Source organism: Salinisphaera sp. T5B8, assembly GCF_040361255.1.
Taxonomy (GTDB): domain Bacteria; phylum Pseudomonadota; class Gammaproteobacteria; order Nevskiales; family Salinisphaeraceae; genus Salinisphaera.
Genome location: NZ_APNG01000006.1, coordinates 1 through 13,065, shown reverse-complemented (window position 1 = coordinate 13,065; position 13,065 = coordinate 1). Strand labels below are relative to the sequence as shown.

The window sequence follows — 13,065 nt, the reverse complement described above, 5'->3', positions numbered from 1 at the left end:
TGCCTGGGCGCTGGCATCCGAACGTCGCCAGGGCAGCAGCGATGAGTCCGGTGAGTGCGTCCCATAGTCGCCGTCAGCTGACCCCGCGCGCTGTGGTGCTGGGTCTGTTGCTGGCCATCGTGCTTTCGGCGGCGAATGCCTATCTGGGTTTGTTTGCCGGGCTGACGGTGTCGGCGTCGATCCCGGCCGCGGTGCTGTCGCTGGGTATTCTGCGCCTGTTTGCCGATGCCAACGTGCTCGAGAACAACATCGTGCAGACGGCGGCGAGCGCGGGCGAGGCCATCGCGGCCGGCGTGATCTTCACCCTGCCGGCGCTGGTCATGCTCGGCTACTGGAGCGATTTTCCCTATTTTCAGACCTTGCTGATCGCCGGCGTGGGTGGCCTGCTGGGCGTGCTCATGACGGTGCCGTTGCGGCGCGCGCTGGTCGACGATTCGTCGTTGGCCTTTCCGGAAGGTCAGGCCACCGCGGCGGTACTCAAGGCCGGCTACGGCGGCACCGCGGCCGCGGGGATCGGTACGCTTTTGAGCGGGGCCGCGCTGGGCGCGATTGCCAAGCTCGGCGACAGCGGCCTGCGGCTCTGGCAGGGCACGGTGGATGCGGCGGTTGCCATCGGCCAGAACAGCAGCTTTTATGTGGGCAGCTATCTGTCCCCGGCCTTGCTCGCGGTGGGCTATATCGTGGGTATCAATATCGCCCTGGCCATTCTCATTGGCGGCCTGTTCGCATGGTGGGTCGCGATTCCGGCGGTCATGGCCTTTGGCGGCGTCGATGTGCCGACCGGCGTGGCCGGCGCGCAACAGGTGTGGAGCGATCAGATTCGCTATCTGGGCGTGGGCGCGATGCTCGTGGGCGGGCTGGCCGCGCTGTGGACATTGCGCGGCCAGTTGTTCGGGGCGTTCAAGCAAACCAGCGATACCGTGTTGCCCAGCGAAAAGGACTTGCCGCGGGCGTTGTTGCTGGGACTGCTGGTGGCGCTCGCGGTTCCGATGAGCGCGCTCTACAGCGTCTTGCTGGGTTCGGTGGTTGCCGGGGTGCTGGTGGCGCTGGTCATGCTCGGCGCGGCCTTTTTGTTCTCCGCGGTCGCGGCCTATATGGCCGGTCTGGTCGGATCGAGCAACAACCCCGTATCGGGCGTGACGATTGCCACCATCCTGATCACCGCACTCGGGCTGTATCTGCTATTCGGCGACGAGCAGGCGGGCCCGGCGAGTGCATTGATCGTGGGCGCGGTGGTCTGCTGTGCCGCTGCGATCGGCGGCGACAACATGCAGGATCTCAAGGCGGGCGCGATCCTCGGTGCCTCGCCCGCGGCCCAGCAGATCGCCCAGATGCTGGGTGTGATCGCGGCCGTATGCGTACTTTCGCCGGTGTTGTCGCTGTTGCTCAATGCCTATGGCATCGGCGTGTCCGATGCCGCGCATCCGCATGCGCTCCCCGCACCGCAGGCCAGTCTGATGGTGGCGGTGGTGCGCGGCGTGTTTCACGGCGGGCTGCCCTGGGCGTGGGTCGTGGGCGGCGGCGTACTGGCGCTGGCCACGCTCGCGCTCGATGCGCTGCTGGCCAAACGTGGCAGCGGTTTTCGTATGCCGGTACTGGCGGTGGCGCTCGGGCTGTATCTGCCGTTGTCGTTGTCCATGGCGATCGCCGTGGGCGGCTTCGTGGCCTGGCTTGCCGGTAGCCGCGGCGCGCCCGAGGGCCGCGGGTTGCTGGCGGCTGCCGGTATTATCACCGGCGAGGCGTTGATGGGCATCTTCATCGCGCTGCCGGTGGCGTTTTCGGGCAGCAGTGATGTGCTGGCGCTGGATATGCCCGGCCTACCGCTCGCCTGGCCGGGGGCTTTGCTCATGGTCGGCCTGGGTGTCTGGCTATGGCGCCTGGCGCGCCAGGCCGAGCCGAAACCGGCCGACGGTCAACGCGACTGACGCTCTACAATTGCGCGTACACGGCGCCGGCCGTGTTGCATCATCTGTTTTCGACCGGACCCGCTATGACGCGATGGGCAGGATGGCTGTGTGTTCTCGGATTGTTCGCGACTAGCGCGGCCCAGGCCGCGCCGGGACTGGCGCAGTTACAGGCCCAGGCGCGGGCCGAAAACCTGGCCGCGAGTCCGCTGTGGCGCGCGCTGCTGCACTATGAGCCCGACTGGCTCGGCGAGGGTGTGCACAGCACCGTGGTTACGGACTGGTTCTTTCTCGCGCCCGACGGACGCCGTGACCCGGCTGCGGAACTGGACGCGACGCTGGCAGCGTTTGTCGAAGACCGCCAGATAGCCGATCGCGATCGCTCGGCGGCCTGTACCTTCATCGCCCGGCGCCGTTTTCTGGTCGATCGTCTGGGTCTGGATGAATACGCGCTCGGCGGCGCGGATTGCGAGAAATACCAGCGCTGGCGCGAAGCACTGGCGCCGCGTCAGGTGAGCCTGATCTTTCCTACCGCCTTTCCCAACAGTCCGTCGTCGATGTTCGGCCATACCCTGTTGCGCATCGATTCTTCGCGGCGGGCGCGCAATACCGAGTTGTTGTCGTATGCGGTGAATTTCGCCGCAGCGGCCGGCGACGATGCCCAGGGGCTGGCGTTTGCCTGGAAAGGCCTGACGGGCGGCTATGCCGGTATCTTCGGGCTGTTTCCCTACTACGAGAAGGTCAAGCAGTACGCCTGGATCGAGCATCGCGACGTGTGGGCCTATCCACTCAACTTGAACGCGGCGCAGACCAATCGACTGGTCGATCATCTCTGGGAGATGGACGGCGTGCGTTTCGCCTATTTCTTTCTCTCCAAGAACTGCTCCTACCAGCTGCTGAGTCTGCTCGAAGTCGCCCGCCCCGAGCTCGAACTCACCGAGCAGTATTCCTGGTATGCGATTCCGGCCGATACCATTCGCACGATCGCGGACGTGCCCGGGCTGATGGGCACGCCGCGTTTTCGCCCGTCGCTGGAAACCACGCTGCGCTGGCAGGCCGATCAGCTCAGCGCTGACCAGCGCGCGCTCGCACGTGCCGTCGCGGCCGACGACGTGGCCCTGGACGGCCCGGAACTGGCCGCGCTCGATCCAGCCGACCGCGCCGCGGTGTTCGAGGTCGCCCACGACTATCTCTACTATCGCCTGCAAAGCGATCCGGCCAGCGCGCCGGCCGATCAGGCCCATGCCAATGCCATCCTGCTGGCGCGCAGCCGGATTGCGCGGCCGTCCTCGTTTGCGCCGGTGCCCACGCCCGAGACGTCCCCCGATCAGGCGCATCGCACCCTGCGCGTGGCCGCCGAAACGGTCTACGAAGCCGATGAACTGTCGCTGGGCCTGCGGATTCGCCCGGCCTATCACGATCTGCTCGACAATCCGGGTGGTTATACTGACGGCGCGCAGATCAACTTTCTCGACTTGGGCCTGCGTATCGACCCCGACGAGGGCGAGCTGCGTATCGACGATCTGACCCTGCTCAATATCGTCTCGCTGTCGCCGCGCGACGATCTGTTCAAGCCGGTGTCTTTCCAGGTCGATACCGGGCTGCGCCGGCGCCCCTCGGCTAATGTCTTCGACAATGTCGACAACAATCTCGGCTATTACCTGCAAGGCGGGCCGGGGCTGGCCTGGGGCGACGACGAGTTACTGGGCTATGTATTCGGCCTGGGCTCTGTGGATGCCAACAGTGCGCTGGCGCCGGGATATGCGCTGGGCGCGGGCGCGAGTGTCGGCGTGCTCGCCTATCCGACGCGCCGGCTGCAGCTCAAGGCAGAAACCGGCGCGCTCGAATATGTGGCCGGCGAGGCGGGCTATTATCGCTGGGCGCGCTTTGCGCAGCAGTTCAACCTGAGCCGCGATCTGGGGTTGCGCAGCGAATTCGGCTGGGAGAACACCGCCGTGGATAGCGGGCTGCGTGCGACGATCGGCCTGCAGGCGTATTTTTAGCCCAATGCATTCTTATTCGATCGCTAACGGCCGACTCGAACAGGCACGCTGGCTGGCCTCGCCCAATCACGATGCGCGCCCGGCGGATACCGTGGTGGATACGCTGGTCGTGCACGGTATTACCCTGCCGCCGGGGCATTTCGGCCGGGGGCAGGTCGATGCGCTGTTCACCAACACGCTGGATGTGGCGCGCGATGCCTTCTACCGCGAGATCGCCCATCTGCGGGTGTCGGCGCATTTGCTGATCGCACGCACGGGCGCGCTGACCCAGTATGTGGACTTTGATCGGCGTGCCTGGCATGCCGGCGAGTCGATGTTCGACGGGCGTGCACGGGTCAACGACTTCGCCGTGGGTATCGAACTCGAGGGCACCGACGATTGCCCCTATACACCCGCCCAGTACCGAGCACTGGCCGGCGTCAGCGCGGCCCTGATGCAGGCTTATCCGGCACTCACCCGGGCGCGTATCGTCGGCCATAGTGATATTGCGCCGCAGCGCAAGACCGACCCCGGCCCGGCCTTCGACTGGCCGCTTTTGTTCGACCTGCTGGAGCGGGCATGCATTTGATCATGATCGTCATCGCGCTGTTCGTCGAGCGCGCGCTCGGCCAGCTCAAGCGCTGGCGCGATACCGATGGCTTTGCCCGTTACGTGGCGCTGATCGAAAGCGTGGCGCTCGGCCGGCGCTGGTTACAGCATCCGGCCGGGGTGCTGGTGATTCTGCCGCCGGTGCTCGTAGTCGCGCTCGTTCAGTGGGCGATCGCCGAATACCTGTGGCTGGGTTTCGAGCTGGCGTTCGGTGTGTTCATTCTCGTGCTCACCTTCGGTCCACGCGATCTCTGGGAGGACGTACATACCATCGTGCGCGCCCGCGACGAACGCGATTTCGCCCATGCCGAAGCGCTCACGCTCGATCTGTGCCGGCGCTCGGACGGCCGCCTCGCGCCCGATACCCACGGACGCACGGTGGTGGGTGCGGTGCTGGTTCAGGGGCATGAACGCATTCTGGGCGTGCTGCTGTGGTTTTTCGTGGCCGGCCCGGCCGGGGCGCTGTTCTATCGCAGCGTGCGCGAACTGCCGGCGCTGGCAGCACGGGGCAGCGCCTCCCGGGCCATGCAGCGCACGGCCGAATACGTACACGGGCTGGCGGCCTGGATTCCGGCGCGCCTGACCGTGCTGGTGTATGCGCTGGTGGGCGCGACCCGCAGCGCGATCAGCGCCTGGCCATCGGCGCGTGCGACCACCCATGCCAGCGCATCGGCCAGCTGGCGCCTGTTGGCCGCGGTCGGGCGTGGCGCGCTCGGATTGGCGGGGGCGAAGGCCGAAACACGCTACGGCCGCGGGCTGGACGATACCCTGCTCGAAGCCCTGGGGCTGATCTGGCGGGCGCTGTTGGTCATGCTGGCGATCCTGGCGCTGCTGACCATCTTCGGCATATTGCGCTAGCATCGGCGCCCCAGCCTCGAACCAGGACGCCGTTTTGACCGATCTGCAGCCGTTTCTCGACAAGGCCGTCGAGGCCGCCCGCGCCGCCGAGACGATCATCCGCCGCTATTACCACGGCGACTTCGAAGTCGAGCACAAGGCCGATGCCAGCCCGGTGACCATCGCCGACGTCGAATGCGAGCGCGCGATCAAGGCGGTATTGTCCGAGGCATTCCCCGATCACGGGTTTCAGGGCGAAGAGCTGGGCCGCGAACAGGCCGATGCCGACTACGTCTGGCTGATCGACCCGATCGACGGCACCAAGAGCTTCGTGCGCGGCTATCCGTTCTTTTCCACCCAGATCGCGCTATTGAAAAAGGGCGAGCCCAGAGATGAGTTAATAGTGGGCGTCTCCAACGCACCGCTGTTCAACGGCGGCGAAATGGCCTGTGCGGCCAAGGGGCTGGGGGCGACGCTCAACGGCGAGCCGATACACACCTCGGATGTCGATACGCTGGCCAAGACCAGCCTGTCGCTGGGCAATATCGCCTCGCTGGCGGCATCCCCGGCCTGGGCGCCGGTCGGCAAGTTGATCGGCCAGGTGCATCGCATCCGTGGCTACGGTGATTTCTATCATTACCACCTGCTGGCCTCGGGCCGGATCGATGCGATCCTCGAATCCGATCTGAATATCCTCGATATCGCGGCACTGACGGTCATTCTGCGAGAGGCCGGGGGCGATATCACCGAACTGGGCGGCGGCGCGATCGACCTGCCCACACGCAGCGTATTCGCTACCAACGGCAAGCTGCGCGATGCCATCGCGCCCTATGTCGCCGACTGGGACGAGGCCCGCGACGCGCCGGCGGGTTAGGGCAGCGGGGCGTTACGCTTACGCCGCAAGACAAAGGTCCGTTCCGCAAATGAACGCAAATGAATGCAAATAAACGCGAATTAAGAAGTGCCTACCCAATGGGTATCGCGTAATAACACCGCTTTCAATACGGTCATCGATAGCGCTGACTCACAGCTGCAACGGCCTTCATTTGCGTTTATTTGCGTTCATTCGCGGACGAATGCCTTCCCGGAAAAGCCGCGTAATTATCGCAGCCCGAAAAGGGGCTGACCGCAATGGCCAACCACCCGTCACTGGCGTCGGCGGATCAACATGCGCCGGGGTGGCCTACTCGGTAGGCGATAGCTGAAAGGGCGGTTGCTCGCCGCGTAGGCTGATGATTGGCCAGCCGGCCTCACGCGCGGCCGCGGCCAGGGTGTCGTCCGGATCGACCGCGATGGCGCGATCGGCCCAGCGCAGCAGCGGCAGATCGTTGAGCGAATCGGAATAGAAGTTCACTCGCTCGAAGGTCTCGGGCTGGTTGGCGACCCAGGCCTTGGCGCGTTCGATCTTGCCGGCCTGAAAGCAGGGCACGCCGGCGATTTCGCCGGTATAGACGCCATCGACGATCTCGGGATCGGTGGCGATGAGCGTATCGATACCCAGCAGCGTGGCGATCGGCTCGGTGATGAAGCGGTTGGTAGCGGTAATAATGGCAATCGTGTCACCGCGTTGACGATGATAGTCGAGCAGTGCCGGTGTATGCCGCGCGACGCGCGGACGAATGATGCGCTCGACATAATCGGCGCGTAGCGCATGCATGGTATCCAGCGAATGGGTGCGCAGCGGCGCGAGCGCGAAGCGCTGATAGGCGTGGATATCGAGATTACCCTCTTGGTATTGGGCATGAAAACGCTCGTTTTCACGGGCGTAGTGCTCGGCGTCGACCACCCCTTCGTCCACCAGGAAGCGCCCCCACAGGTAATCGCTGTCGTCGGCGAGCAGGGTATTGTCGAGATCGAATAGCGTCAGTTGCAAAGTGAAATGCCTTTTTTCGTTTTTGACCGATTTATGAAAGAATCAATTGGGTATTTATACCGAGGGCGTAGTCGTGATTGATGCGCAGGGTTTTCGGGCCAACGTCGGCATCATCTTAAGCAATCAGCGCGGCCAGGTGTTCTGGGCCAAACGTATCGGCCAGCAATCCTGGCAGTTTCCCCAGGGCGGGATTCATGCCGGCGAGAATGCCCAGCAGGCTTTATTCCGCGAACTCGAAGAAGAAGTCGGGCTGCGGCCCGAGCACGTCCGCATGATCGGCTCGACCCGCCGATGGCTGCGCTATCGCCTGCCCAAGCGGTATGTGCGCCGTAATCGTCAGCCGTTATGCATCGGCCAGAAACAGAAATGGTTCATGCTTGAGCTCATCGCGCCGGAGTCCTGCGTGCGCTTCGACGCTTGCGACAAGCCCGAGTTCGACGGTTACCGCTGGGTCGACTACTGGCAGCCGATCGATGAGGTGGTGTTCTTCAAGCGCCAGGTTTACCGCTTGGCGCTGGATGAACTCTCCCGCTGCCTAAAGACTCAGTAATCGCCGTATTTCCGGCCTCCGGTCTGCGCTGTTCGGCGCGGGCCAGGCGCGTGTGTGCATGCTCTACGTTAACAGTGTAGGCTGACACTGTCAGTGTGCGCTGTAATAAACGCAGTGATTGACACTCATTCTCATTCGCGTTTTACTACACGTCGGAGGTAGCCCATGTACGTTTGTGTTTGTAACGCGGTAACCGACTGCCAGATTCGCGATGCCTACGGCGAAGGCGCGTGTAGCATGCGCGAATTGCGCAAGCGTCTGGGCGTGGCTGGCTGTTGTGGGCGCTGTGCGCAATGCGCGCGCGATCTGCTCAACGAATGTCATCAGCAGCACCAACGCCGTGCGGCGCCCATTCGGGTGATTGCCCAGGCCGAACCCCTGGCGGCAACCGGTTAGCCACGGCGGGTGGGCCTGCCTCGCAGGTACGTCATGCGTAGGCGGTGTCGGCGTTGCGCGAATGCTTTGATTGTACGGCGTGGCCGGGTCGGCTAAGCTTGTCGACCAGTTTATCGGCCCAACGTACAGGAAGAGCCATGAAAGGCGACCCCAAAGTCATCGAGTATCTGCAGAAGTCGCTCAAGCTTGAGCTGACCGCGATCAACCAGTATTTCCTGCATGCCCGTATGTACGAGGACATGGGTTTCTTCGAGATCGGCAAGAAGGAATACCAGGAGTCGATCGAGGAAATGCAGCACGCGGATCGCTTCATCAAGCGCATCCTGTTCCTCAACGGCCTGCCGAACCTGCAGGATCTGGGCAAGCTGCGTATCGGCGAAAACCCCAAGGAAATGCTCGAGTGCGACCTGGCCGCCGAATACGAAGGCCATGCGTACTACAAGGAAGCGATCACCTACTGCGAACAGGCCGGTGATTACGTCACCCGTGAACTGTTCGCCGAGATCCTGGCCGATGAAGAAGAGCATATCGACTTCATCGAAACCCAGCTCGACATGATCAAGCACATGGGCGAGCAGAACTACAACCAGTCGCAGATTGGTGTGGACATCAACCAGACGCCCGACGCTGGCGAATAGCCGCTGGCGCTGCGGCGCATGAAAAAGCCCGCCGGCGGTTGTCGGCGGGCTTTTTTGTGTCTGCGCGTTGTGGTGGTGTCAGAAGGGTTTGACGATCGCCAGGATCACGATCACCACAAGAAACACCGACGGGATTTCGTTCATCAGGCGAAAATACCCGGAACTGCCGGTATTGCGGCCTTCACGGAATTTCTTGACCTGGATCTGGCACCAGCCATGAAAGCCGATTAGCCCCAGCACAAACAGCAGCTTGGCGTGGATCCAGCCGTTGGCTGCCATCCAGGCGCTGCCATAGGCCACGAGCAGCCAGACCCCGAACAGGATGGTCAGGGCCGCGCCGATGGACATGAGTATGCCCAGGCGTTTTTCCATGGTGCAGAAACGCGCATGCCCGACCTCGTCGCTCGTATCGGCGTGATAGACGAAGATACGCGGCAGATAGAACAGACCGGCAAACCAGGTCACCATGAAGATCACGTGGAAGGCCTTGACCCATAACAGCATTCGAAACTCCTGTAGAAAAGCCGGGTTCGGCTCTAGGTTTGGACTTGGGAAATGGTAGGGCTCGGGCGACGTCGCGGATGCACGCTAGGGCCGATAGGTACCGTCGATGGCCTCGCGCGTGAGCACGCCATAGGTAATGGCGTTGCTGCCGACGACGTTGCGTTCGACGATCAGTGCCTCGGCCTCGTTGCGATTGACCATATCAAAGGCTTCCTGAAGGCTGGCGCGCACGTGAATGGAGTAGGCATCCATGCGTTTGCCCGGAATCTTGTACAGATCGATCTCTTCGAGGTGCGCGTTTTCTTCCTGATTGAGAAAACGCGCCACATCGCTCGGGCGCATCAGGCTGGCGCGATGCTCGCTTGAGCGAATCAGCAGCCAGTCGATCTTGTTTTCCAGAATCTCGTCGAGCGCGGCGCGGTCGATCTTGGGTTCCACGATACGAAAGCGTCGGTTCATCGCCGACAGCACGCTGGCGCGCCGCAGATACTGCGAGATCGGGTCGTTGCGATAGTCCAGCCCGCGCCGGCGCAGCAGCAGGCGAAACAGCGATTCCGATACCGAAATACGGCGTGATACCACGAGTGCGGCAATCACCACCAGCATGCCCGGCAACACCAGCCCGGTCTGGCCGGAGAGCTCCAGAATCACCACCAGCGCCGATAACGGGGCCTGCAGAACCGCGCCCATCATGGCGCCGATGCCCAGCAGCGCATACAGGCCGGCATCGGTGGCATGGCCGGGCAGAATCAGCGCGCCGGCAGTACCGAGCGCGCTGCCCAGCGCAGAGCCGATCACGAAGGTGGGCAGAATCACGCCACCGGGAACCGCGGCGGCGGTGGCGAAACTGGTGGCCAGCAGTTTCGCCACGCCGATACCCAGCGCCATGGTGACCGCATAGTGGCCGGCCAGCGAGCTGTTCACGGTATCGAAACCCAGGCCCATGATCTGGGGGAACTGAATCGCCAGTAGCCCGGTCACCAGGCCTGCCAGCGCGATGCGCAGGCTGATACGCACCTTGGCCAGTATCGGCACGAGCGCGCCGCAAAGACGGGTGAACCCGGCACCGGCCACGCCCAGCAACGCGCCCACGAGCGCGAGATAGGGCAGTTCCACCGGCGAAAAGCCGGAGTATTCGGCCATTAGCCGCGGGTGGACGTCGGTAAGCGTAAACGTCACCAGCGAGCCGGAAACGGCGGCCAGAATGATGGGTGCGAAGCCGGCGATGGTGTATTCCATCATCACCACTTCCATGGCGAAGATCACCGCCGCCAGCGGCGTATTGAACGAGGCCGCGATACCCGCGGCCGCACCACAGCCCACCAGGGTGCGTACGCTGTTGTTGGGTAGATCCAGTCGGCGCCCGAGCCAGCTGCCGGTGGTCGCGCCCGTATGCGCAGCCACGCCTTCGCGGCCGACGGACTGGCCCGTGGTCAGCGCCAGTACCGACATGGTGAACTCGGCCAGTGCCGACTTCACCGGCAATACGCCCTGGTAATAGACCAGTCGCTCGATGATATGCACGATGCCGTATTCGGCGGATTTGAGCACCCACTCAACGATCAGCCCGAGTAAGAGCGCGCCGATCAGCGGTACCGCCACCCGGAAGGCCACGCTGGTTTCGGTGAACGCGCCGGCACTGGCGCCGAACAATTCGAACAACGGATCCTGCAGCAAGTGAATGCCGGTATGCAGCGCCAGAATCACCAGACCGCAGAGCGCGCCGGTGGCCGCGCCGAGCAAACACAGCAGGCTTAGCCCGGGGGTGTTCTCGACATCCGCGAGATGCTGGCGCATCGAGTCCATACGACCCTGCCAGGCTTCGCGCAGCGAACGGCGCAGCGAGCGTTCAGCGGCCATGGATCGATCGTGGGCGTACGTGCAAGAGCTCGTATTTCCGGGTGGCGAGAAACCAGGATTGGGTCGCGAGCGCGCAGGGCTGCGACATGCGCGTTATTATGCGCGGTTTCGCGGCTTATTTCAGCAAACATCATGACCGAGAAACAACGCATCGCAATCGTCGGCGGTACCGGCTATGCCGGGGCCGAACTGCTGCGCCTGCTCAGCGCGCATCCGAATGCCGAAGTGGTCGCGGTGACGTCGCGTGGCGATGCCGGCACGCCAGTCGCCGATGCCTATCCGCAGTTGCGCGGCGTGATCGATCTCGACTTCGTGGCCCCGGATGACCACGCGTTTGCCAATTGCGACATCGTGTTCTTTGCCACGCCGCATGCAGCGGCCATGCATGATGTGCCGGCGTTGCTGGATGCCGGCAAGCGCGTGATCGACCTGTCCGCGGACTTCCGGCTCAAGGATGTCGAGGAATGGAGCGCCTGGTATGGCGTCGAGCATGCCTGCCCGGAATTGATCGAACGCGCGGTTTACGGCATGCCCGAGCTCAACCGCGCAGCCATCGCCGATGCGAACCTGGTGGCTGCGCCGGGCTGCTATCCCACGGCGATCGTACTGGGGTTCAAGCCGCTGGTGGAAGCCGGGCTGGTCGATGTCGAGCGGCTGATCGCCGATGCCAAGACCGGCGTGTCCGGGGCGGGCAAATCGCTCAAGCCCGGTTTTCTGTTCGCCGAAATGCAGGAATCGTTCAAGGCCTATGGCGTGGCCGGGCATCGGCATCTGCCGGAAATCCGCCAGTCGCTGGCAGCGCTGGCCGGTGGCAACGTCGGTCTGACCTTCGTGCCGCATCTGGTACCGATGATCCGCGGTATTCATGCCACGCTTTATGCCCAGCTCGCCGCGCAGGGCCACGACCTGCAGGCAGTGTATGAACGCGCCTATGCCGACGAACCGTTCGTGGATGTTCTGCCGGCCGGCGCGATGCCGGAAACACGGCACGTACGCGGCGCCAATATGTGCCGCATGGCCGTGCATCGGCCTGGCGACGGCGATACCGTGGTCGTGTTGTCGGTGATCGACAACCTGGTCAAGGGCGCAGCCGGTCAGGCCGTGCAGTGCTTCAATCTCATGATCGGCGCCGACGAAACCTGCGGGCTCGCGGTGCCGGGTGCGCTGCCCTAGGGTAAGGCCCGCAGCGCGCCTAATTCATCGGTAGGGCTTGAATAGCCCGAGCTTGCACCGATGTCATATGATAGGAACCATCCGTTCAACGGAAATAGAACGCTTATGAGTACCGCCACACACGCCATGGAAGAAGACCAGTCCGCGCTGGTGTTTACCGATGCCGCGGCGATCAAGGTCAAGGAACTGCTCGAAGACGAGGACAATGACGCGCTCAAGTTGCGCGTATTCGTCTCCGGTGGCGGCTGCTCGGGCTTTCAATACGGCTTCACCTTCGACGAGAACGTCGAGGACGGTGACACGCTCATTGAAAAACAGGGCGTGACCCTGCTCGTCGATCCGATGAGTGTGCTCTACCTTTCCGGCGCCGAAATCGATTTTTCGGATGGGGTCGAAGGCGCGCAGTTCGTGATCCGCAATCCCAACGCAACGACCACCTGCGGTTGCGGCAACTCCTTCGCTGTTTAAGCCAAAGCGCGCCTTGCCCCTCGTGAGGGGCGATTCGCCGCAGGCGAATGGGGTGCACAAAGATGCGAACGTTTGGCGCTAGCAGATCCCGCGCGCAGCGCGGCGCAGTTCGTGATCCGCAATCCCAATGCGACGACCACCTGCGGCTGCGGTAACTCCTTCGCTGTTTAAACCAAAGCGCGCCTTGCCCCTCGTGAGGGGCAATTCGCCGCAGGCGAATGGGGTGCACAAAGATGCGAACGTTTTGCGCTAGCAAAACCCGCGCGCAGCG

At 63.4% G+C, this 13,065-nt stretch carries 13 protein-coding genes; 10 read left to right on the top strand and 3 right to left on the bottom strand.

The genetic code is table 11. The features are described 5' to 3' along the window. Positions 1 to 41 precede the first annotated feature (41 nt). From T5B8_RS06815 to T5B8_RS06795, 5 genes are all read left to right on the top strand, one after another. Positions 42 to 1,925 (top strand): OPT family oligopeptide transporter, encoded by a 1,884-nt coding sequence (locus tag T5B8_RS06815; RefSeq protein ID WP_353177364.1) that lies wholly within the window; start codon positions 42 to 44, stop codon positions 1,923 to 1,925. Between the two features lie 65 nt (positions 1,926 to 1,990). Beyond that, positions 1,991 to 3,907, top strand: coding sequence for an Lnb N-terminal periplasmic domain-containing protein (locus tag T5B8_RS06810; protein WP_353177362.1), 1,917 nt, complete (start codon positions 1,991 to 1,993; stop codon positions 3,905 to 3,907). Positions 3,908 to 3,911: 4 nt separating this feature from the next. Beyond that, the gene (gene ampD, locus T5B8_RS06805) at positions 3,912 to 4,475 is read left to right on the top strand and encodes a 1,6-anhydro-N-acetylmuramyl-L-alanine amidase AmpD (RefSeq protein WP_353177360.1); all 564 of its coding nucleotides are present in this window, start codon (positions 3,912 to 3,914) and stop codon (positions 4,473 to 4,475) included. Continuing rightward, positions 4,466 to 5,353 (top strand): regulatory signaling modulator protein AmpE, encoded by an 888-nt coding sequence (gene ampE, locus T5B8_RS06800; protein ID WP_353177359.1) that lies wholly within the window; start codon positions 4,466 to 4,468, stop codon positions 5,351 to 5,353. The genes ampD and ampE overlap by 10 nt, the downstream gene beginning before the upstream one ends. A gap of 43 nt (positions 5,354 to 5,396) precedes the next feature. After that, positions 5,397 to 6,206, top strand: coding sequence for an inositol monophosphatase family protein (locus tag T5B8_RS06795; RefSeq protein WP_353177647.1), 810 nt, complete (start codon positions 5,397 to 5,399; stop codon positions 6,204 to 6,206). Between the two features lie 309 nt (positions 6,207 to 6,515). Here T5B8_RS06795 and T5B8_RS06790 read toward each other — a convergent pair whose 3' ends face one another. Next, entirely contained in the window at positions 6,516 to 7,205 is a 690-nt protein-coding gene (locus T5B8_RS06790) for a histidinol-phosphatase (protein WP_353177357.1), read from the bottom strand. A 73-nt stretch (positions 7,206 to 7,278) separates the two neighbouring features. On the opposite strand from T5B8_RS06790, the gene T5B8_RS06785 reads away from it, so the two are divergent. The 3 genes from T5B8_RS06785 (at position 7,279) to bfr (ending at position 8,789) form a co-directional block, all read left to right on the top strand. Beyond that, on the top strand, positions 7,279 to 7,755 hold the full coding sequence (locus T5B8_RS06785) for an RNA pyrophosphohydrolase (RefSeq protein WP_353177356.1): 477 nt from the start codon (positions 7,279 to 7,281) through the stop codon (positions 7,753 to 7,755). Positions 7,756 to 7,920: 165 nt separating this feature from the next. Next, positions 7,921 to 8,151 (top strand): (2Fe-2S)-binding protein, encoded by a 231-nt coding sequence (locus T5B8_RS06780; RefSeq protein ID WP_353177354.1) that lies wholly within the window; start codon positions 7,921 to 7,923, stop codon positions 8,149 to 8,151. Between the two features lie 137 nt (positions 8,152 to 8,288). Continuing rightward, positions 8,289 to 8,789, top strand: a complete 501-nt coding sequence (bfr, locus tag T5B8_RS06775) for a bacterioferritin (protein ID WP_353177353.1) — start codon at positions 8,289 to 8,291, stop codon at positions 8,787 to 8,789. Between the two features lie 78 nt (positions 8,790 to 8,867). On the opposite strand, the gene T5B8_RS06770 is transcribed toward bfr, so the two are convergent. Both T5B8_RS06770 and T5B8_RS06765 read right to left on the bottom strand, forming a co-directional pair. Continuing rightward, a complete protein-coding gene (locus tag T5B8_RS06770) occupies positions 8,868 to 9,293 on the bottom strand; it encodes a CopD family protein (RefSeq protein ID WP_353177352.1) in 426 nt (141 codons plus the stop codon). 84 nt (positions 9,294 to 9,377) lie between these two features. Then, the gene (locus tag T5B8_RS06765) at positions 9,378 to 11,153 is read right to left on the bottom strand and encodes a chloride channel protein (RefSeq protein WP_353177350.1); all 1,776 of its coding nucleotides are present in this window, start codon (positions 11,151 to 11,153) and stop codon (positions 9,378 to 9,380) included. Positions 11,154 to 11,285: 132 nt separating this feature from the next. Here T5B8_RS06765 and argC point away from each other — a divergent pair, with 132 nt between their 5' ends. Both argC and erpA read left to right on the top strand, forming a co-directional pair. Next, positions 11,286 to 12,326 carry an N-acetyl-gamma-glutamyl-phosphate reductase gene (gene argC, locus T5B8_RS06760; protein WP_353177348.1) on the top strand — a complete coding sequence of 347 codons (1,041 nt, stop codon included), beginning with the start codon at positions 11,286 to 11,288 and terminating at the stop codon, positions 12,324 to 12,326. A gap of 105 nt (positions 12,327 to 12,431) precedes the next feature. Further along, positions 12,432 to 12,794 (top strand): iron-sulfur cluster insertion protein ErpA, encoded by a 363-nt coding sequence (erpA, locus tag T5B8_RS06755; protein WP_353177346.1) that lies wholly within the window; start codon positions 12,432 to 12,434, stop codon positions 12,792 to 12,794. The last annotated feature ends 271 nt before the right edge of the window (positions 12,795 to 13,065 follow it).